This window comes from Arthrobacter gallicola (genome assembly GCF_014836775.1).
GTDB lineage: Bacteria > Actinomycetota > Actinomycetes > Actinomycetales > Micrococcaceae > Arthrobacter_B > Arthrobacter_B gallicola.
The window spans coordinates 458123-476749 of sequence record NZ_JACSQD010000002.1 but is presented as its reverse complement, the minus strand read 5'-3'; the positions used below and the strand labels follow the sequence as shown (position 1 = coordinate 476749).

The 18627-nt window shown below is 66.1% G+C and carries 20 protein-coding genes; 1 reads left to right on the top strand and 19 read right to left on the bottom strand.

Annotated elements, in window-relative coordinates; translation table 11 throughout:
- Positions 1-18 precede the first annotated feature (18 nt).
- The gene (locus H9639_RS06595; protein WP_191807301.1) at positions 19-969 is read left to right on the top strand and encodes an A/G-specific adenine glycosylase; all 951 of its coding nucleotides are present in this window, start codon (positions 19-21) and stop codon (positions 967-969) included.
- Here H9639_RS06595 and dhaM read toward each other — a convergent pair.
- The 19 genes from dhaM to ftsH form a co-directional block, all read right to left on the bottom strand.
- The gene (gene dhaM, locus H9639_RS06590) at positions 966-1685 is read right to left on the bottom strand and encodes a dihydroxyacetone kinase phosphoryl donor subunit DhaM (RefSeq protein WP_191745263.1); all 720 of its coding nucleotides are present in this window, start codon (positions 1683-1685) and stop codon (positions 966-968) included. The genes H9639_RS06595 and dhaM overlap by 4 nt on opposite strands.
- Positions 1682-2323: a dihydroxyacetone kinase subunit DhaL gene (dhaL, locus tag H9639_RS06585; RefSeq protein WP_191807300.1), complete on the bottom strand. Its 642-nt coding sequence runs from the start codon at positions 2321-2323 to the stop codon at positions 1682-1684. Before dhaL ends, dhaM begins: the two co-directional genes overlap by 4 nt.
- Positions 2324-2325: 2 nt before the next feature.
- Positions 2326-3327 (bottom strand): dihydroxyacetone kinase subunit DhaK, encoded by a 1002-nt coding sequence (dhaK, locus tag H9639_RS06580; protein ID WP_191807299.1) that lies wholly within the window; start codon positions 3325-3327, stop codon positions 2326-2328.
- Between the two features lie 231 nt (positions 3328-3558).
- Entirely contained in the window at positions 3559-3735 is a 177-nt protein-coding gene (locus H9639_RS06575; protein ID WP_191745266.1) for a CsbD family protein, read from the bottom strand.
- 150 nt (positions 3736-3885) lie between these two features.
- Positions 3886-4416, bottom strand: a complete 531-nt coding sequence (locus H9639_RS06570) for an amino-acid N-acetyltransferase (RefSeq protein ID WP_191807298.1) — start codon at positions 4414-4416, stop codon at positions 3886-3888.
- A gap of 117 nt (positions 4417-4533) precedes the next feature.
- Entirely contained in the window at positions 4534-7047 is a 2514-nt protein-coding gene (locus H9639_RS06565) for an ATP-dependent Clp protease ATP-binding subunit (protein ID WP_191807297.1), read from the bottom strand.
- Between the two features lie 94 nt (positions 7048-7141).
- A complete protein-coding gene (locus H9639_RS06560; protein ID WP_191807296.1) occupies positions 7142-7468 on the bottom strand; it encodes a histone-like nucleoid-structuring protein Lsr2 in 327 nt (108 codons plus the stop codon).
- A 107-nt stretch (positions 7469-7575) separates the two neighbouring features.
- Positions 7576-7767 carry a hypothetical protein gene (locus H9639_RS06555; protein WP_191807295.1) on the bottom strand — a complete coding sequence of 64 codons (192 nt, stop codon included), beginning with the start codon at positions 7765-7767 and terminating at the stop codon, positions 7576-7578.
- 3 nt (positions 7768-7770) lie between these two features.
- Positions 7771-9225, bottom strand: a complete 1455-nt coding sequence (gene lysS / locus H9639_RS06550; RefSeq protein WP_191807442.1) for a lysine--tRNA ligase — start codon at positions 9223-9225, stop codon at positions 7771-7773.
- A gap of 109 nt (positions 9226-9334) precedes the next feature.
- Positions 9335-10225: a pantoate--beta-alanine ligase gene (gene panC / locus H9639_RS06545; protein WP_318242009.1), complete on the bottom strand. Its 891-nt coding sequence runs from the start codon at positions 10223-10225 to the stop codon at positions 9335-9337.
- Entirely contained in the window at positions 10222-11130 is a 909-nt protein-coding gene (locus H9639_RS06540) for a Rossmann-like and DUF2520 domain-containing protein (protein WP_191807294.1), read from the bottom strand. The genes panC and H9639_RS06540 overlap by 4 nt, the downstream gene beginning before the upstream one ends.
- On the bottom strand, positions 11117-12793 hold the full coding sequence (locus tag H9639_RS06535) for a PH domain-containing protein (protein ID WP_318242008.1): 1677 nt from the start codon (positions 12791-12793) through the stop codon (positions 11117-11119). The genes H9639_RS06540 and H9639_RS06535 overlap by 14 nt, the downstream gene beginning before the upstream one ends.
- Positions 12790-13302 carry a PH domain-containing protein gene (locus H9639_RS06530; RefSeq protein WP_191807293.1) on the bottom strand — a complete coding sequence of 171 codons (513 nt, stop codon included), beginning with the start codon at positions 13300-13302 and terminating at the stop codon, positions 12790-12792. The genes H9639_RS06535 and H9639_RS06530 overlap by 4 nt, the downstream gene beginning before the upstream one ends.
- The gene (locus tag H9639_RS06525) at positions 13295-13786 is read right to left on the bottom strand and encodes a DUF3180 domain-containing protein (RefSeq protein WP_191807292.1); all 492 of its coding nucleotides are present in this window, start codon (positions 13784-13786) and stop codon (positions 13295-13297) included. The genes H9639_RS06530 and H9639_RS06525 overlap by 8 nt, the downstream gene beginning before the upstream one ends.
- A 7-nt stretch (positions 13787-13793) precedes the next feature.
- The gene (gene folK, locus H9639_RS06520) at positions 13794-14291 is read right to left on the bottom strand and encodes a 2-amino-4-hydroxy-6-hydroxymethyldihydropteridine diphosphokinase (RefSeq protein WP_191807291.1); all 498 of its coding nucleotides are present in this window, start codon (positions 14289-14291) and stop codon (positions 13794-13796) included.
- On the bottom strand, positions 14288-14680 hold the full coding sequence (folB, locus tag H9639_RS06515; RefSeq protein WP_318242007.1) for a dihydroneopterin aldolase: 393 nt from the start codon (positions 14678-14680) through the stop codon (positions 14288-14290). The genes folK and folB overlap by 4 nt, the downstream gene beginning before the upstream one ends.
- A gap of 2 nt (positions 14681-14682) precedes the next feature.
- Entirely contained in the window at positions 14683-15588 is a 906-nt protein-coding gene (folP, locus tag H9639_RS06510; RefSeq protein ID WP_191807290.1) for a dihydropteroate synthase, read from the bottom strand.
- Between the two features lie 10 nt (positions 15589-15598).
- Positions 15599-16216: a GTP cyclohydrolase I FolE gene (gene folE, locus H9639_RS06505; RefSeq protein ID WP_191807289.1), complete on the bottom strand. Its 618-nt coding sequence runs from the start codon at positions 16214-16216 to the stop codon at positions 15599-15601.
- Between the two features lie 74 nt (positions 16217-16290).
- Entirely contained in the window at positions 16291-18360 is a 2070-nt protein-coding gene (ftsH, locus tag H9639_RS06500) for an ATP-dependent zinc metalloprotease FtsH (protein ID WP_191807288.1), read from the bottom strand.
- Between the last annotated feature and the right edge of the window lie 267 nt (positions 18361-18627).

Genomic DNA, 18627 nt, shown 5'->3' with positions numbered 1-18627 from the left:
CAACACGGAGGGAAGCGCATGGAACCGGAGCAGGCAGAGCATCTTTCGCAGCTGCACAGCCGGATCACTTCCTGGTTCACCCGCAACGCCCGCCCGCTACCGTGGCGCGAACCGGACTGCAGTCCGTGGGGCGTCCTGGTCAGCGAGGTCATGCTGCAGCAGACTCCGGTTGTCCGGGTCCTGCCGGTCTGGCAGGAATGGATGCAGCGGTGGCCGGAGCCGGCTGCCCTGGCGGCAGAACCCAGCGGCGAGGCCGTCCGCGCCTGGGGCCGGCTGGGTTATCCCCGGCGGGCGCTGCGCCTGCATGCGGCAGCCACAGCCATAGTCACTGAGCACGGCGGCCTGGTTCCGGATACCCATGCGGCTCTGCTCACCCTGCCCGGGGTTGGGGACTACACCGCGGCGGCCGTCGCGGCCTTCGCCTTCGGGCAGCGCGAAACGGTGGTGGATACGAACATCCGCCGGGTCCACGCCCGGCTGGTGACCGGCAACGCACTTCCTTCGCAGTCCCTGACGGCGGCGGAGATGCGCCTGGCGGTCTCGCTGCTGCCTGACGACGACGCCGGATCGGTCGCCTGGAATGCCTCGGTGATGGAACTCGGCGCACTGGTCTGCACTGCCCGGAACCCCAGCTGTGAGGACTGCCCGGTGCTGGCGGACTGCGCCTGGGTGCGCGCCGGCCGGCCGGAGCCGCACTACGTGCCCAAGGGCCAGGCCTGGCACGGAACCGACCGCCAGGTGCGCGGGGCCATGATGGCGGTGCTCCGGGAAGCTGAGGGGCCGGTGCTGCGCGATCTGCTGCTCGCCGGCCCGGTGGACCTGGCCGCCGGGCAGGAAACGGTGACTACTCCGCTGGCCGCGCTGCACGCCCTGTCAGCGCCGCAGGAGCAGCTCGAACGGGCACTGAACGGTCTGGTGCGTGACGGCCTGGCTGAGCTTTCCGGGGACGGCCTGCGGCTGCCGGCCTAGATTTCCCCAAATCCGTTCCGGACTTCCAGACCCAGCATCTCCACCGCGCGCTCCGCATCCGGTCCGTGCGCCGAAACAGTGAGGGTGTCCCCCGCCTTCAGCCCCAGGGTCATCAGCATCATCACCGACTTGCCGTCGACGCCGTTGATCGTAATGTCCGCGTCCAGGTCCGCCATGGCCTGAGCCACTACCGCAGCCGGCCTGGCGTGCAGTCCCATGGGGTTGATCAGCTCCCACGACGCCTCCAGCACTCCGGTGTCGTCCTGGTCAATGTCATCGAGTTCGGGCGCGGCATCCGCCGGGGCTGCACCGCTTTCCGCTGCCGCTCCGGCCATCGATGCGGCTGCCGCTTCCGCGTCACGGACCACGGCGGCCAGGTCCTGTCCGGTCTGGGCAGCCACGGCTGCGGCAACAGCACCTTCGACCAGGGGCGCGTCAGCGAGCCGGATCTTTTCGCGCTGATCCTCTTCGAGGAACTCCAGCGCCATCTCCGCGGTCATCACAGCCGAGCCGAGATCGGCAAGCAGCACTACGCCGGCTCCGCCGTCCGCCCGGGCGATGCCCGCCTGGATTTTTTCCAGGCTGGTTCCGATTCCGCCGTCGTCGGTGCCGCCGGCGGCGATGAGGGCAACATCGGGGGCCATCTGACCGGCAAGTTCACAGAGGCCCTCGGCGAGCTTGTCACTGTGCGAAACGATGACGAGCCCGACCCTCATGCCTTCTCCCCGGCGGCGGAGGCCGCCGCCTGCAGGATGAGGGTTGTTGACGCTGCGCCGGGATCGAGGTGGCCCGCGCTGCGCTCCCCGAGATAGCTGGCCCGGCCCTTCCGCGCGATGAGCGGCTCCGTACCGGCCAGGCCTGCCTCGGCAGCGTTCGCGGCTGCCGAGAGGGTTTCGGCTCCGCTGGCTTCAGCGGAGGCAGCCGTCTGCGCTGCTTCGACCGCGGGGGTAAAGGCGTCCACCATGGTCTTGTCCCCCGGTTCAGCCTTCCCGCGGCTGACAATCCCGTCGCGGGCGGCTGTCAGGAAGGCGACAACGTCCTCAGCGCTCAGCTCCTCCTTGCCGGCGACGGCGGTGGAACCGCGCAGGAACGCCGTGCCATACAGCGGCCCGGCGGCGCCGCCCACCTTGGACATCAGTGTCATGGCCGCGAGCTTGAAGACCTCCGAGGGGGTGGCTGGGACGCCGTCTGCGTCGAGTTTCTCCACAATCGCACTGAAGCCGCGGTCCATGTTCTCCCCATGGTCGGCGTCGCCGATTGCCCGGTCCAGGTCGATCAGGCGCTGCCGGTTGCCGGCCATGGCCGCAGCTGCTTCGCGCATCCAGGCAGCGGCCCACTGGGCGTTCAGATCCATTCCTACACTCCCCACCGCAGGGCCGCCGTCTGCACCGGCGAGTCCCACAAATCGATCATCTCGTCATCAAGTTTCAGCACGGTCACCGAGGCCCCCTGCATTTCCAAAGCGGTGATGTAGTTGCCCACCAGGGAACGTTCCACGTGCACGCCGCGGTCCGCCAGGAACTTGGCGGCATGGCGGTAAACGATATACAGCTCGCTCAGCGGGGTGCCGCCCATACCGTTGACGAAAAGCAGCACCCGGTCCCCGGAAGCCGTTTTCAGATCGGCGAGGACCGGTTCGAGCAGCTGGTCGGTGATCGAATCTGCGTCTGCCATGGGCATCCGCCGCCGCCCCGGCTCACCGTGGATGCCGACGCCAAGCTCAATCTCGTTCTCAGCCAGCTCAAAGCTCGGTTCACCCGCGTGCGGAACCGTGCAGGCGCTGAGGGCAACACCCATGGAGCGGACATTCGCGTTCACCCGCTCTGCAACCGCAGCCACCGCGTCCAGGGAATCGCCGCGCTCGGCCGCGCCGCCGGCAATCCGTTCCAGCAGTACCGTGCCGCCCACCCCGCGCCGTCCGGCCGTATACAGCGAGTCCTCCACCGCGACGTCGTCATTGACCACAACGGTCCGGACCTGGATGTCTTCCACCTGGGCCAGCTCCGCTGCTGTCTCAAAGTTGAGGATGTCACCGGTGTAGTTCTTCACGATCAGCAGCACTCCGGCACCGGAATCCGTGCCGGTGATGGCCGGGAGGATCTGGTCCGGCGTGGGCGAGGTGAAAACAGCCCCCGGCACGGCGGCGTCGAGCATTCCTCTGCCGACATAGCCCGCGTGCAGCGGCTCGTGGCCGCTTCCGCCGCCCGAAACCAGTGCGACCTTCCCTGACACCGGCGCGTCCCGGCGCAGGACGTAGGCGGGGTCGGTGTGGACGGTAACGAGGTCGTGGTGGGCCTGCCCGAATCCCTCCAGGGATTCAGCGACCACCGAGCGGGGATCATTGATGAGTTTCTTCATGGCCTGACGCTCCTCTTACCCACAGAAGACGGGTTGGAAACCGGACAGGCGACGGCGCCTGCCCGTTCACTGATTCAGGCAACCCTACCCCGCGGCGGGGACGCTGCACAGGCTTGGAAGACACCCGAACGCACTGAAGGAAGGGCCACGGGCCCTTCCTTCAGTATTCCCCGGCCAACAGCGACAACAGCGGCCGGAAGAGGTGCACGGAAAGTGATCCGTGCGCTGGGGTTACTTACCCTTGAAAGCATCCTTGACGTGTTCGCCGGCCTGCTTCACGTTTGCCTTGGCCTGGTCTCCCTGACCTTCGGCTTCCATACGCTCGTTTCCGGTGACCTTTCCCAGGCCTTCCTTCACCTTGCCGCCGACTTCTTCGCCCTTGTTCTGCATCTTGTCATCTGCGCCCATAATAGGTACCCGCTTTCTGATCGACCGGCGGCGTTCCCGCTGTGGGACAACCATTCGGTTAGCCCGGGACAACCACCGGCATTAGTGGATGCTAAGTACCCTTACTGTACTTGATTGCCGGCGCATATGCCAGTAATTATGGCCGGTTCACTACCCGCGAACAGTTCGAATCATCCGGGTATTGCCGAGCGTATTCGGCTTCACCCGCGCAAGGTCCAGGAATTCAGCCACTCCCTCATCCTGGGAGCGCAGGAGTTCGGAATAAACCTGCGGATCAACTGCGGACTGATTCTCCATCACCTCAAAACCGTGGCGTTGAAAGAAATCAACCTCGAAGGTCAGGCAGAAAACCCGCGAAACTCCAATCTCCACCGCATCGGCAAGCAGCTGCTCCAGCAGCAGGTGGCCGACGCCGCGGCCCCGCCAGTCCCGATGTGTCGCCAGAGTGCGGACTTCAGCCAGGTCCTCCCACATAACGTGCAGGGCGCCGCAGCCAATCACGTTTCCTTCGGCGTCCTGGGCAATCCGGAACTCCTGCAGTCCCTCGTAGTAGGCCACCGCCTCCTTGGCGATCAGGACCCGTTCGTCGGCGAGCGGGGCCACCAGTTCACGGATGTACTGCACGTCGGAGGTGCGGGCACGCCGGACAGTGACCGGTGCGGTCTGTGCGGTAAGCGTCATTGGTTCAGTCTAGGACTTTCTCCGGGTGCGGCAGCGAACCGGATTCGGCGGCCGGGGGTTAACGCAGAGGGAGCCCCCGGATTTCCGGGAGCTCCCTCTGCTTGGTTTTGCTTGGTCCTACTTGGTGTCGCCCACGCCGGCCTCGATGGCCGAAGGGGCTTCTTCGATGGCACGCGGGGCTCCGTGACCCACGAAGGTGAACTTCGCGTCGTCGCCCTCGCCCTCCACGTCAACGGAAACCAGTTCACCGGGCTTGAGATCTCCAAAGAGGATCTTCTCGGAGAGCTGGTCCTCGATCTCGCGCTGCATGGTGCGGCGCAGCGGGCGGGCGCCCATTGCGGGATCGTAGCCGCGGGTGGCCAGCAGAACCTTGGCGGCCGGGGTGAGCTCGATGCTCATTCCCTTCTCCGCAAGGCGCTTGCCCAGGCGCTCCAGGAACAGGTCCACAATCTGGACAATTTCGTCCTGGGTCAGCTGCGGGAACACCACGGTGTCATCGACACGGTTGAGGAACTCGGGGCGGAAGTGCTGGCGCAGCTCCTCCGTGACCCGGGCCCGCATCCGGTCGTAACCGGTCTTGGTGTCCGTGCCGGACTGGAAGCCGGTCATAACGCCCTTGGAGATGTCCTTGGTGCCAAGGTTGGTCGTCATGATGATGATGGTGTTCTTGAAGTCCACCACCCGGCCCTGGGAGTCGGTCAGGCGGCCGTCTTCCAGGATCTGCAGCAGCGAGTTGAACAGGTCCGCGTGGGCTTTCTCAACCTCGTCGAACAGCACCACGGAGAACGGACGGCGGCGGACCTTTTCGGTCAGCTGCCCGCCTTCTTCGTAGCCGACGTATCCGGGAGGGGCACCAAACAGGCGGGAAACCGTGTGCTTCTCGGAGTACTCGGACATGTCCAGGGTGATCAGGGCTTCTTCGTCGCCGAAGAGGAACTCTGCCAGTGCCTTCGCGAGCTCGGTCTTACCGACGCCGGTGGGGCCGGCGAAGATGAACGAACCGCCCGGACGCTTCGGATCCTTCAGGCCGGCACGCGTACGGCGCATGGCCTGCGAGATCGACTTGATGGCTTCATCCTGGCCGATGACCCGCTTGTGCAGTTCATCTTCCATCTTGAGCAGCCGCGTGGATTCTTCTTCGTTCAGCTTCACCACGGGGATGCCGGTGGAGTTCGCCAGAACTTCGGCGATCAGTTCCTCGTCCACCTCGGCGATGTCGTCCAGGCCGCCGGACTTCCACTGGCGTTCCTTTTCCGCACGCTGGTCCTGGAGCTTCTGCTCCTTGTCCCGCAGGGAGGCAGCACCTTCGAAGTCCTGCGCGTCAATCGCGGACTCCTTCTCCATCTTCAGGGCGGAGATGCGCTCGTCGATTTCCTTCAGCTCCGGCGGAGCAGTCATTCGGCGGATGCGCAGCCGGGCACCGGCTTCATCGATCAGGTCGATGGCCTTGTCCGGCAGGAAGCGGTCGCTGATGTAGCGTTCGGCAAGGGTTGCTGCCGAGGCCAGTGCCGCATCGGTGATGGACACGCGGTGGTGCGCTTCGTAGCGGTCCCGCAGGCCCTTGAGGATTTCGATCGCGTGGGCAACGGAAGGTTCGTTGACCTGGATCGGCTGGAAACGGCGTTCGAGTGCCGCGTCCTTCTCAATGTGCTTGCGGTATTCATCGAGCGTGGTGGCGCCGATGGTCTGCAGTTCCCCGCGGGCCAGCATCGGCTTCAGGATCGAGGCTGCGTCGATGGCGCCTTCAGCGGCACCGGCGCCCACAAGGGTGTGGATCTCATCGATGAAGAGGATGATGTCGCCGCGGGTGCGGATTTCCTTCAGGACCTTCTTGAGCCGTTCCTCAAAGTCACCGCGGTAGCGGGAACCGGCAACGAGCGAACCGAGGTCCAGGGTGTAGAGCTGCTTGTCCTTGATGGTCTCAGGGACATCGCCGCGGACAATCGCCTGTGCGAGGCCTTCGACGACGGCGGTTTTGCCGACGCCGGGCTCGCCAATCAGGACGGGATTGTTCTTGGTGCGGCGGGACAGCACCTGCATGACCCGTTCCATCTCGTGCTCGCGCCCGATGACCGGATCAAGCTTGCCTTCACGCGCTGCCTGTGTGAGGTTGCGGCCAAACTGGTCGAGCACCACCGAGCCCGCCGGCTGGCCTTCCTGCTGCTGGCCACCGGCGGAGACGGGCTCCTTGCCCTGGTAGCCGGAGAGCAGCTGGATGACCTGCTGGCGGACCCGGTTCAGGTCTGCACCCAGCTTGACGAGGACCTGCGCTGCAACGCCCTCGCCCTCCCGGATGAGGCCCAGCAGGATGTGCTCGGTGCCGATGTAGTTGTGTCCCAGCTGCAGGGCTTCCCGCAGTGAGAGCTCCAGGACCTTCTTGGCCCGCGGCGTGAAGGGGATGTGTCCGGACGGGGCCTGCTGGCCCTGACCAATGATCTCCTGCACCTGCTCGCGGACGGCACCCAGGGAAATGCTCAGGGATTCGAGGGCCTTGGCAGCAACACCCTCGCCCTCATGAATGAGCCCAAGCAGGATGTGCTCGGTGCCGATGTAGTTGTGGTTGAGCATGCGTGCCTCTTCTTGGGCAAGCACGACAACGCGACGGGCACGGTCGGTAAATCTTTCAAACATGAGGCACACTCCTAGCTAACGCGTAATTCGATGCTACGGCTCCACACCCCGGTTAAGGGGCGTGTTCGCCATGGGCGTGACCTCACGCAGGGTGTTAGCCCTGGGCTGCGCGGTAAGCCTCGATAATTTCGCTGTTGACACGTCCACGCTCCGAAACGGTGTAGCCGTTGTTCCGGGCCCATTCGCGGATCTGGGCTGCCTCATTGCTGCGTGCGGCGCCCGTGCTGCGGGGGCGTCCCGTGCGTCCGCTGGTTTTACGGCCGGCATCTACATAAGACTTCAATGCTGCGCGGAGGTTCTTCGCATTGTCAGTTGAGAGGTCAATCTCGTACTGTGACCCATCGAGTCCGAAACGGACTGTTTCATCCGCGCTTCCACCGTCAAGATCGTCAACCAGAATGATTTTTACTTTTTGCGCCATGTCAGGCTCCTATGAGTCAAAGCAGCGGAATGTTAGATAATTCGAGACTACTTCGAGTATGACGCAATTGGTTATGCCCCGTCAAAGCAGAGGAGGCCTTTTCAAAACTATTCTTTATCAGCTGGTTCGGCGGTGCTGCCTGCCGGCTCCGGCCTTTCGTTAGCCTTCTGATCAGCTTCGAGTTCAGCTTCTGCCAGGGCTTTTCGCTCGGAACGATCAGCGTTCAACAGCGCCTTCATTACGAAAAAGAAGAGAGCTGCGACACAAATAGAGGGCAGTAGAACTTCCACATATTCCATCTTCTAACCCATTTCCGGTTTCAGGAGAGGAAACAGAATTGTTTCCCGGATTCCAACGTTCGTGAAAAGCATCACGAGGCGGTCGATGCCCAGGCCGATGCCACCCATGGGCGGTGCACCGTACTCCAGGGCCCGCAGGAAGTCCTCGTCGAGCGACATGGCTTCCTCGTCTCCCGCAGCACCGCGGCGTGACTGTTCGGTCAGGCGTTCGCGCTGGATCACCGGGTCGATCAGCTCGGAGAACGCGGTTCCCCGCTCCATCCCGCCGATAATCAGGTCCCAGGCCTCGATCAGGCGGGGATCGTTGCGGTTCGGGCGGGCCAGGGGCTGGGCCGAGGGCGGGTAGTCGTACACAAAGGTGGGCTGCAGCAGCGTCGGCTCGACAATTTCGCCAAACAGTTCGACGACGAGCTTCTCGGCGTCCCACTTCGGGTCCACCTTCACGCCCTTTTCACCGGCAATCCGGCGCAGGGTTTCCGCGTCCGTATCCGGCGTAATCTCAGTTCCAACGGCTTCGGACAGGCCCGGGTAGACTGCCAGCCAGCGCCATTCACCGTCGAGGTCGATCGTTCCGGCTTCGGTTTCGATCTGCCGGGTACCCACGGCATCGGCCGCGTTGAGGATGATCTCCTTGATCCTCTCGGCCATAACAAACTGGTCGGCGTAGGCCTCGTAGCACTCCAGAGTGGTGAACTCAGGGCTGTGCGTGGAGTCCACACCTTCGTTGCGGAAGATGCGGCCGAGTTCGTAGACACGCTCAATCCCGCCAACAACCGCGCGCTTGAGGAACAGCTCGGTGGCGATGCGCAGGGTCATCGGCTGGTCGAAGGCGTTCAGGTGGGTTTCGAACGGCCGGGCAGCGGCGCCGCCGTGGATCAGCTGCAGCATCGGGGTTTCGACTTCGACGTAGCCGTGATCGTGCAGGGTGTCGCGGACTGCGCGGATGATCGATGCCCGCTTGTAGACCATCTCCCGCGCTTCGTCACGGACCATCAGATCCACGTACCGCTGGCGGACCCGGGTTTCCTCGTTCAGGCCGGCATGCAGGACGGGCAGCGGACGCAGGGCCTTGGACGCCATGGACCAGGATTCGGCCATCACGGAGAGTTCTCCGCGGCGGGAGGAGATCACTTCGCCGCGGATGAAGACGTGGTCTCCCAGGTCAACCAGCGCCTTCCAGTCCGCAAGGGCTTCCTCGCCAACCGAGGCCAGGGACAGCATGGCCTGCAGGCGGGTACCGTTCCCCTCCTGCAGAGTGGCGAAGCACAGCTTTCCCGTATTGCGGATGAAGATCACCCGGCCGCTGACGCCCACCGTCTCGCCGGAGGTCTCATCGGCCTGCAGGTGTCCGTATTTCTCCCGGACCTCGCGCAGGGAGTGGGTGCGCTCCACGCCTACGGGGTAGGCTTCCTCGCCGCGTTCAAGCAGTTTGGCGCGCTTTTCTGCGCGGATGCGCATCTGCTCGGAGGAATCGGCTGCTTCGGGAACGGGGCTAGAGGTGGTCACGGTTCTTAAGTCTACCCAGCCGGGCGGCGGGTCCCGGACGGTGCTGCCCGGGAACCGCCGTTCAGACCGGCAGTTCCATGTTGTCGATCAGCCGGATTCCCCCCACGCGGGCCGCTGCGAGGGCCAGGGCAGGACCGGTCAGCGTATCTTCCGGGCCGGCCGGGACAGGGTCCAGGGTGAGCGGGTCCACAACCTGCAGGTAGTCCAGTTCCACACCGTCCTGCTCCCTGATGAGCTCGAGCGCGGCAGGCAGGTCCAGCGGCCGGCCCGCCGCGGCGCGGTCCCGCAGCTGGCGCAGGGCGGTGGAGAGCACCAGTGCGTTCCGGCGGTCTTCCGGGCTGAGGAAGACATTGCGGCTGGACTCCGCCAGGCCATCCGCTGCCCGGACGATGGGCACCGGCCGGATCTGCACGGGGAAGTTGAGATCGGCGGCCATGCGGCGGATCAGTGCCACCTGCTGCGCGTCCTTCTGGCCGAAGTACGCCCGGTACGCGGCGGGGACGGGCGGCTGGGCACAGTGCAGCAGTTTCGCAACCACGGTCAGGACGCCGTCGAAGTGTCCGGGCCGCGACGCGCCTTCAAAGCGGGTTCCCAGGCTGCCGGAGCTGACCCGGACCAGCGGCAGGCCTCCGGGGTACAGGGTTTCCTCGGTGGGGGCGAACACCAGGTCCACACCCGCGGCTCCGAGCAGGTCCAGGTCCGCTTCCAGCGTGCGGGGATAGCGCGCGAGGTCCTCCGGGTCATCGAACTGGAGCGGGTTGACGAAGATACTGGCCACCACGACGTCGTTCTCGGCGCGGGCGGCCTGTGCCAGCGCAGCGTGGCCCTGGTGGAGGGCCCCCATAGTGGGGACCAGTCCAAGACCGGGGCGGTCCTTGCCGGCCGCCTCGAGGAGTTCGGCCAGTGCCTTGCTGAGTTCTGCGGGGGTTGCTGCCAACCGGGGATGGGTCACCGGGGTCCTTCTGGGTCGGAATTCAATACCTTAATAATGGCCTCTCCCTGGGCCTCACTGAGCATCCCGCGCGCAACTGCCCGCCGGGCAGTGGCTGCCGAGAGCGCCCGGTAGGCAGCTGCCAGGTCCGGGGAAGCCCCGTCCCGCAGCGCCTCCGTATGCGCCTGGACTGTGCCGGTGTCCCCCCGGGCCACCGGACCGGTCAGGGCATGTTCTCCGGAGGCCAGGGCATTTTCCAGCGAAGCGCGCATCAGCGGGCCCAGCAGCCGGGCAGGCTGTTCCACGCCCAGGCTGCGCAGCAGCTCCGAGGACTGTGCGGCGATGGTCACCAGGTGGTTGGAGGCGTGCGCCAGGGCTGCGTGGTACGGAACACGGTCCGCTTCATCAATGACCACGGGCTCGGCACCCATCTCCACCACCAGTGCCTGGGCAATCGGCAGCACGGCCGTGGGGGCGGTGACGCCGAAGGAGCAGTCGGCCAGCCGGGTCAGGTCCAGGCTCATGCCGGTGAAGGTCATGGCGGGGTGCAGGGCCAGCGGAATCGCGCCGGCCCGGCGGGCAGGTTCCAGCACCTCTGTACCAAACCGGCCGGAGGTGTGGGCCACCAGCTGCCCGGCCTGCCAGGCGCCAGTGGCGGCGAGGCCGGAGACAAGGGGCGGCAGGGCGTCGTCGGGCACTGCGAGCAGCACCAGTTCCGAACGCTCCACAATGTCCGGGATTTCCAGGATCGGCACGCCGGGGAGCAGGTTCTCGGCCCGTTCCCGGCTGGCCTCTGACACCGCAGAGACGCCGACGACGGCGTGTTCGGCCGCCCGGAGCGCAGCACCCAGGACGGCGCCCACTTTTCCGGCACCGATGATGCCGATTCCGAGCCGGCCCCGCCGGCGCTGATCAGCGGTGTTCATTCCAGTTCTCCTCAGTCGTGGTGGCGGGGGTGCCGGCGGACCGCGCTTCCGGCGGTGCCTTCGGTGTCTGCGGCGGTTCCGGGAAATCCGCAGCAGCGCCTGCCTGCCCGTCCGGCAGCGGCGTTCCGGGCGGCACGTCGGTCGGATTGTTGGCTCCCGCGGCGGCCGGCGCCGGTCCGGTGGCCGTTTCGCGGTGCAGCCAGCGTTCGGTCCGGTCCCGCCGGCGGGCGTCGCGGGCCCGCAGGGACTGCTCGTCGAACAGCTCCAGGGCGGCAGCGGAGTCGATCTGGCGGATCCGCGGGGCGACCGGCCCGGGTGTGGAATGCAGCCGCAGGTCCGCGATCCTTAGCTTCCGGGCCAGGGGGCCCTGTTCCAGCGCCATGGACTGGACCCGCTCATGCGGGACGACGGCGAGGCTCCGCCAGAGGCGTCCGGACCGGCACAGCAGCGCCGTCTGTGTCACTGCGAAGCCGCTGCGGCGCCACTGCAGAGGCGCGACCCACCGTGCCCGCCGCGGGGAGACGGTGAATCCGTGGTCTTCCCCGCTGCCTGCGATCCCGGCGGCAAAAAGTCCCCGCGGATCCGCTGAACCGGGATTGGGCAGGACGATGGCCAGGATCTGCATGGTTTCTTCCAGTGTTCCCGCCGGAAGCAGGCGGGTGCGGGCAGCGCCTTCCGAGGTGGCGCCGGTCCCGTAACCGGCCACATTCACGGAGATGCGGTACCAGCCGGTGAGCCGCCACAGCAGCGGCTGGGAGACCGCGACAGCCTGGATACGTCCGGGCGGGACGGTCTGGGTCCGGGTATCCAGCAGTCCGTAGCGGATCCGGATCCCGTCCCGGGATACGGCAGCGCGGAAGTTCCAGGCACTGTTGAAGGTGGACCAGTAGCCGCCGGCAACGCCGAGGACCACCGGAATGATGATGGCGAGGGAGATGCCGGACTGGGTCACGGCAGCCAGGATCACTACAAAGGCTGTACCCAGAAGCAGGAATACCGTGTTGCCGGAGAGCAGTGTTGCGCCCAGCACCCTTTGCGGGGCCAGGGCGAGGACCGGGTACTCCGGCGCTTCCGAAGCGGGGGTGCGCTCCGCGCCGTCGTTACTCGTGCCGGTCTCCGCTTCGGCTCCGGACGCGCGGTCCAGGATGGTGGCGCGCAGCGTCCGTGCCTCGTCCAGGCGCAGGAAGGCCAGACGGACCGCGGATTCTCCGGCGTCCGCCACTTCGAAGCGAAGCTCAGCCAGCCCAAAAAGCCGCGCAAGCAGCGGCTGGACAATGTCGATTGCCTGGACCCGGTCCAGGCGGGCCTGCCGGTGCTGGCGGAAGAGAACACCGGAACGGACCCGGACGTGGTCTGCCGTGACCTGGTACCGGGTAAACCACCAGGAGAGGAAGAAAATACCGGCAACAACCAGGAGCACGGCCAGCAGCCCGAGCACCGCCCAGAGTACCGGCGTTCCGGCCGGCAGCGGTCCGGAACCGGACTCGTTGCGGATGATCGCTTCCACCCGGTCCCGCCCCACGAAGTATGCGATCGCCGCCAGGGCAATCCAGCCGCGGACCAGCGGGGAGACGGGGTGGACCCGCTTCCAGTCCGGTTCGGCGGCTGGGACAGGGCCCGGCGGGAGTTCCTGGTTTTCCCGGTCCCCGGAGGCGGCTGTCACAGGCCCGCCAGCTGCGCCTCGCCGCGCGCAGACAGGTGCTCGCGGAGGCGTTCACCCTCCGGGGCGGGGAGGCCGGGAATGGTGGCGTTGGTTCCCGGGGCCGCGGTGTGGAGCTTGAGTGTGCACAAGCCGAACATCCGCTCCAGCGGGCCAACGCCAACGTCCACGTACTGCATCCGTCCGTACGGGACCACCAGGGTGCGCTGGAAGAAAATGCCGCTGCGCAGCAGCAGGTCCTCCCGCCGTTCGGCATAGCCGATGGCCCGGACCTGACGCGGCAGCAGGATTCCGCGCCAGATGAACATGACCAGGAACAGTGCGGGAAGTCCCCAGGCGATCCAGGCAGGGAAGCCGGGCCAGATCTCCAGGGAACGGAGCACCAGGGGCACCGAGACCACGGCCAGGGTGATAACTGCCTCCACGGCCAGGGAGAGCACCCGCAGCGTCAGGAACCGCGGGGAGACCCGCTGCCAGTCCACGTCCTGTGGATCGATGGCTCGGCTACGCATAGTCCCCTCCGTCATCTGGCATGTTGTTTTCACTGCCGTTCTTATCCTCCGGAGGCAGTTTGCAGAACCGTTCCACGACCAGCCCGGTGGCGATCATGATGATTCCGCCGGCTGACATGGCAAGCGAAGCCCAGGTGGGCGCGTGGTTGGGGCGCATCTCCCACAGACTCACCTGGTCCAGGAAGATGCCGCCGTGCCAGCCGAGCAGGAGCGCCCCGGCGTAGGCGGTTGCCTGCGCCAGGACCAGGGTCCGGGCGGCGGCGATCGGGTCCAGCTGCTTCTCACGGTTGCCGTCCCGCCAGCGGCGGACCCGCAGGCCCAGGAAGAGGGTAAACCCGACGATGAACGCCAGGGTGATCAGTGCCGTCAGGTTCAGGACCGGAGCCGGGTAACCGTTGCGGGTGGCCCAGGAATTCACCAGCCAGCCGGCGATCCCAAAGACCACGGCGGTGGCGGCAAGCCAGCGGTACCTGATGGTCCTCACGCGGAGTTCACTCCCCCTCGAAGCGTTCAAGCCCGGGCAGGTCGGCTGCCCTGGCAGCCAATTCTGCCACCGGGATACCGTCCAGGACGGCTCCGGGGTCCATCCAGGCCCACGGCTGCAGCACAAAGGCACGCTCCGCGGCCCGCGGGTGCGGGATGGTCAGGTCCGGATCGTCAACCCGTTCCGTGCCGTACGTGATGATGTCGACGTCGAGCGTCCGCGGCCCCCAGCGCACCTCGCGCTTGCGGTGGTGCCGGTTTTCGACGTCGTGGCAGTGGTCCAGCAGCGCGTGCGGGTCCAGAGTGGTGTCGAAGGCAGCGACCAGATTCAGGTAGTCCGGCTGTTCCGGCCCGCCGACGGGCCGGGTCCGGGCCACCGGGGAAACGTCCACGAGGGTCATCTGCGGGTGGCGGGCCAGGGCGGCGACGGCGTCGGAAAGGGTGCTGCGGGACTCTCCGAGGTTGCTTCCCAGGGCCAGGATGGTGCGCGCCGCGGGCGTGTTCATGCCCGCTCCCGGTGGATCAGGATCTCGACATCGCCGAAGGGGACGGTGATGGGAGCCTGCGGCTTGTGCACCGTGACGTCCACGGCCTCAATCACCGGGAAGGCGTTCAGGACGTGGGCGGCGATGCGTTCGGCGAGGGTTTCAATCAGGTTCACCGGTTCGCCTTCGATGATCGCGCAGACCTGTTCCGCCAGCTCGCCGTAGTGGGCGGTCAGGGTGAGATCGTCGGCGGCTGCGGCCGGCCGGAGGTCCGTGTAAAGCACCAGGTCGACGACGAAGCGCTGACCTTCGCGCCGTTCGTGGTCAAAAACTCCGTGGTAGCCGGTGGCGCTGAGACCGCTGAGCCGGATCCGGTCCCGCTGGGCCGGCTGGCCGGCTGGCAGGGACACGGTTAGCCCTGCCAGGCGGCGGTGACTTTGACGGCGTCGGCATTGGCCGCGACGTCGTGCACCCGCACGCCCCAGACGCCCTGGCTGGCCGCGAGGACGGAGGTGGCCAGGGTGGCGTTGTCCCGTTCAGCAGGCGGTGCCGCCTTGCCCGCCGTGGTGAGCAGGGAGCCCAGGAAACGCTTGCGGGAGGCGCCGATGAGCACCCGGTGCCCCAGCACGGTCAACCGGTCAATGTTGCGCAGCAGCGACCAGTCGTGTTCGGCGTTCTTGGCGAAGCCCAGTCCCGGGTCCAGGATGATCTGTTCCGGTGCCACCCCGGCCTCGTAGAAACGGTCACGCAGTGTCGTCAGTTCGGAAATGACCTCTTCCACCACGTCGCCGTAGTCGGCCCGGGGATCCTGGCTGCGGACACTGCCGCGGCTGTGCATGAGGATGTACGGCACTTTGGTCCGGGCAATCAGTTCCGGCATCCGGGGATCCAGCTGCACACCGGACACATCGTTGATGATGCCGGCACCGGCCTCGATGGCCTTTTCCGCCGTGGAGGCGTTCATCGTGTCCACGCTGATCAGGGCTCCGGCTTTCACCAGTGCCTGGACCACGGGAAGGATCCGCCGCTGCTCCTCCTCCTCGCTGATGCGCTCGGAGTCGGGCCGCGTGGACTCGCCGCCGACGTCGATGATGTCCGCGCCGTCGTAGTGCATCTTCAGGCCCGCGCGGATAGCGGCGTCAGTGGTGGCGTGTTCTCCGCCGTCGCTGAAGGAATCGGGGGTGACGTTGAGGATACCCATGACCAGCGTGCGTCCGGTGGGCAGGTCCTCGAACCGGCGCGGCTTCACGCCGGCGCGGATCACGGGCAGCGGGTTAGTGGCCGGCCCGGTTCCGGGGGCGGCGGCGAGGGAATCCATTCGTAGCGTCCTATCGTCCGAGAATCAGGCTCATTGCTTCAGCACGCGTGGCGGTCTCGCGGAGCTGGCCGCGGACCGCGGAGGTGACGGTCTTGGCTCCGGGTTTCCGCACGCCGCGCATGGACATGCACAGGTGTTCGCACTCGATGACCACAATGGCTCCCACCGGCTCCAGATTGCTCATCAGCGCATCGACGATCTGGGTGGTGAGCCGTTCCTGGACCTGGGGGCGCCGGGCGTAGACGTCCACCAGGCGCGCCAGCTTGCTCAGTCCGGTCACCTTCCCGTCATGCGAGGGGATATACCCGATATGGGCGGACCCGTGGAAGGGGACCAGGTGGTGTTCACAGGTGGAGTAGAACGGGATGTCCTTGACCAGCACCATTTCCTCATGGTCCAGGTCAAAGGTGGTGGCCAGCAGGTCCTCGGGGCTCTGGTGCAGCCCGGCGAAAATCTCCGCGTAGGACTTGGCTACGCGTTCGGGCGTCTTCAGCAGGCCGTCCCGGTCCGGATCCTCCCCAATCGCGAGCAGAATTTCCCGTACGGCCCGTTCGATCCGGGGCTGGTCAACCGGTGAAGCCGTGTCGGTCAGCTCGGTCAAGGTTAGTTCGTCGTCGAAATCGGTCACTGCTTGATCCTACCGTGGACGCCGAAGCGGCCCGGACGGCGGCCGGCCAACACCCGGCCGCCGTCCGGCCTGCGCTATTCGCTGTTGCGGGGGGAGCCGTGGTGGCTGCCCTGGCCGCTGTTTTCGGGCTCGGGGAGCCCGTCACTGGTGACGTCGAAATCCTGCGGGATGTCGGCGTCGGCGATCTGGTCCTGCGGGGCCACGGTGTCCGGATCCGGCTCACCGGCGGCAGCTGCCTCCTGGCGTTCACGCGGCGAAACAACCGGCGGAATATCGTGGACCGGACGGGTCGGCTTGGAGAGCCAGACTTCACGGAGGTCCCGCTTGCGGACATCGTGGAAGATCTCGGCGATCTCCGCCTGGTTCAGCGTCTCGCGTTCGAGCAGTTCCAGTGCCAGCCGGTCCAGCACGTCCCGGTTCTCGGTCAGGATCTGGTATGCCTCGTCATGCGCGTTGTCCAGCAGGCGCCGGACTTCCTCATCCACCACGTAGGCCACCTGATCGGAGTAGTTCCGTTCCTGGCCCATGTCCCGGCCCAGGAACGGTTCGCCGCCGCCGGAGCCGAGCTTCACGGAACCGATCCGTTCGCTCATGCCGTACTGGGTCACCATCTTGCGGGCCGTGGAAGTGGCCTTTTCAATGTCGTTGGAGGCTCCGGTGGACGGATCGTGGAACACGATTTCCTCCGCGACCCGGCCGCCCATGGCGTACGCGAGCTGATCCAGCAGTTCATTGCGGGTGATTGAGTACTTGTCGTCCTGCGGCAGCACCATGGTGTAGCCCAGGGCGCGGCCGCGCGGCAGGATGGTCACCTTGGTGACCGGGTCGGTGTTGCGCAGGGCCGCTGCCACCAGGGCGTGGCCGCCTTCGTGGTACGCGGTGATCTTGCGTTCCAGTTCCTTCATCACGCGGCTGCGTTTCTGCGGGCCGGCGATCACGCGGTCGATTGCCTCGTCCAGGGCGCGGTCGTCGATGAGCTGGGCGTTGGACCGTGCGGTCAGCAGGGCGGCCTCGTTCAGGACGTTGGCCAGGTCGGCACCGGTGAAGCCGGGGGTCTTTTTGGCCACGGACTCCAGGTCAACGCCCGGGGCCATCGGCTTGCCCTTGGCATGGACCTGCAGGATGTGCAGGCGACCCTGCATATCCGGGGCTTCCACACCGATCTGCCGGTCGAACCGTCCCGGACGCAGCAGGGCCGGGTCCAGCACGTCCGGACGGTTGGTCGCGGCAATGAGAATGACGTTGGTGCTGCTGTCGAACCCGTCCATCTCCACCAGGAGCTGGTTCAGGGTCTGTTCGCGTTCGTCGTTGCCGCCGCCCACGCCGGCGCCGCGGTGACGGCCGACGGCGTCGATCTCGTCCACGAAGATGATGGCCGGTGCGTTGTTCTTGGCCTGTTCGAACAGGTCACGGACGCGGGAGGCACCCACGCCAACGAACATCTCCACGAAGTCCGAGCCGGAGATGGAGTAGAAGGGCACGCCGGCCTCGCCTGCCACGGCACGTGCCAGGAGCGTTTTACCGGTGCCGGGCGGGCCGTAGAGCAGCACACCCTTGGGGATTTTGGCTCCGACGGCCTGGAATTTTGCCGGTTCCTTCAGGAATTCCTTGATTTCGTGCAGCTCTTCCACTGCCTCGTCAGCGCCGGCGACGTCGGCGAAGGTCACCTGGGGCATGTCCTTGTTGGTCAGCTTGGCCTTGGACTTGCCGAACTGCATCACCTTGGAACCGCCGCCCTGCATCCGGGAGAGCAGGAACCAGAAGATCACGCCGAGGATGATGATGGGCAGGAAGAGGCCCAGGAAGCTGGTGAACCAGTTGGTCTGGACCGGCTGGTCCGTGAAGCCGTCGACGTCGGAGTTGTTCACGGCCTCGACGATGTCCTCGCCGCGGGCGGATCCGAAGAAGAACTGGACGTTCTCCCCCTTGTCTTCATACGGCTCACGGAGCGTGAGGTCTACCCGCTGGTCACCGTCATAGATCTTCGCCTGCTCCACCTTGTTGTCCCGCAGCAGCTGCAGGCCCACGTTCGTGTCCACCTGAGACGCGCCGGAGTTGGAAAGGTTGGGAAGGATGATCAGCAGTGCGGCCAGCGCCAGCACGATCCAAATGATCGGTCCCTTGAAGAAGTTCTTGGATTTCATTCGTCGTCAGGGCAGATGCCCCGTCCCTCCTGATCAACAACGCTTTATAGTGCGCGGGATTTCGTTGGCTAGCAGTCTCTAGCTATACACCGTCCCCAGAAATACACGGGCCACGGGGTGCATTAGTTCCCTCAGGGCGTATCCCGGCGGCGTGATCCGCCTCATGAGGATAGCGAAAAGCCCGCTGCCCCGGTGCGGCGGCCGGCAGCTTCACTGCTGGCTGCCGCGGCCCCGGGTCAGCGGGCAGGGCACGAACGCGCCTGGTTT

What these genes read in the sequence shown, in the direction of transcription:
- H9639_RS06595 (WP_191807301.1), top strand. Translation starts at nt 19, where the DNA reads ATGGAACCGGAGCAGGCAGAGCATCTTTCGCAGCTGCACAGCCGGATC.
- dhaM (WP_191745263.1), bottom strand. Translation starts at nt 1,685, where the DNA reads ATGAGGGTCGGGCTCGTCATCGTTTCGCACAGTGACAAGCTCGCCGAG.
- dhaL (WP_191807300.1), bottom strand. Translation starts at nt 2,323, where the DNA reads ATGGATCTGAACGCCCAGTGGGCCGCTGCCTGGATGCGCGAAGCAGCT.
- dhaK (WP_191807299.1), bottom strand. Translation starts at nt 3,327, where the DNA reads ATGAAGAAACTCATCAATGATCCCCGCTCGGTGGTCGCTGAATCCCTG.
- H9639_RS06575 (WP_191745266.1), bottom strand. Translation starts at nt 3,735, where the DNA reads ATGGGCGCAGATGACAAGATGCAGAACAAGGGCGAAGAAGTCGGCGGC.
- H9639_RS06570 (WP_191807298.1), bottom strand. Translation starts at nt 4,416, where the DNA reads ATGACGCTTACCGCACAGACCGCACCGGTCACTGTCCGGCGTGCCCGC.
- H9639_RS06565 (WP_191807297.1), bottom strand. Translation starts at nt 7,047, where the DNA reads ATGTTTGAAAGATTTACCGACCGTGCCCGTCGCGTTGTCGTGCTTGCC.
- H9639_RS06560 (WP_191807296.1), bottom strand. Translation starts at nt 7,468, where the DNA reads ATGGCGCAAAAAGTAAAAATCATTCTGGTTGACGATCTTGACGGTGGA.
- H9639_RS06555 (WP_191807295.1), bottom strand. Translation starts at nt 7,767, where the DNA reads ATGGAATATGTGGAAGTTCTACTGCCCTCTATTTGTGTCGCAGCTCTC.
- lysS (WP_191807442.1), bottom strand. Translation starts at nt 9,225, where the DNA reads ATGCGCATCCGCGCAGAAAAGCGCGCCAAACTGCTTGAACGCGGCGAG.
- H9639_RS06540 (WP_191807294.1), bottom strand. Translation starts at nt 11,130, where the DNA reads ATGAACACCGCTGATCAGCGCCGGCGGGGCCGGCTCGGAATCGGCATC.
- H9639_RS06530 (WP_191807293.1), bottom strand. Translation starts at nt 13,302, where the DNA reads ATGCGTAGCCGAGCCATCGATCCACAGGACGTGGACTGGCAGCGGGTC.
- folK (WP_191807291.1), bottom strand. Translation starts at nt 14,291, where the DNA reads ATGAACACGCCCGCGGCGCGCACCATCCTGGCCCTGGGAAGCAACCTC.
- folP (WP_191807290.1), bottom strand. Translation starts at nt 15,588, where the DNA reads ATGGATTCCCTCGCCGCCGCCCCCGGAACCGGGCCGGCCACTAACCCG.
- ftsH (WP_191807288.1), bottom strand. Translation starts at nt 18,360, where the DNA reads ATGAAATCCAAGAACTTCTTCAAGGGACCGATCATTTGGATCGTGCTG.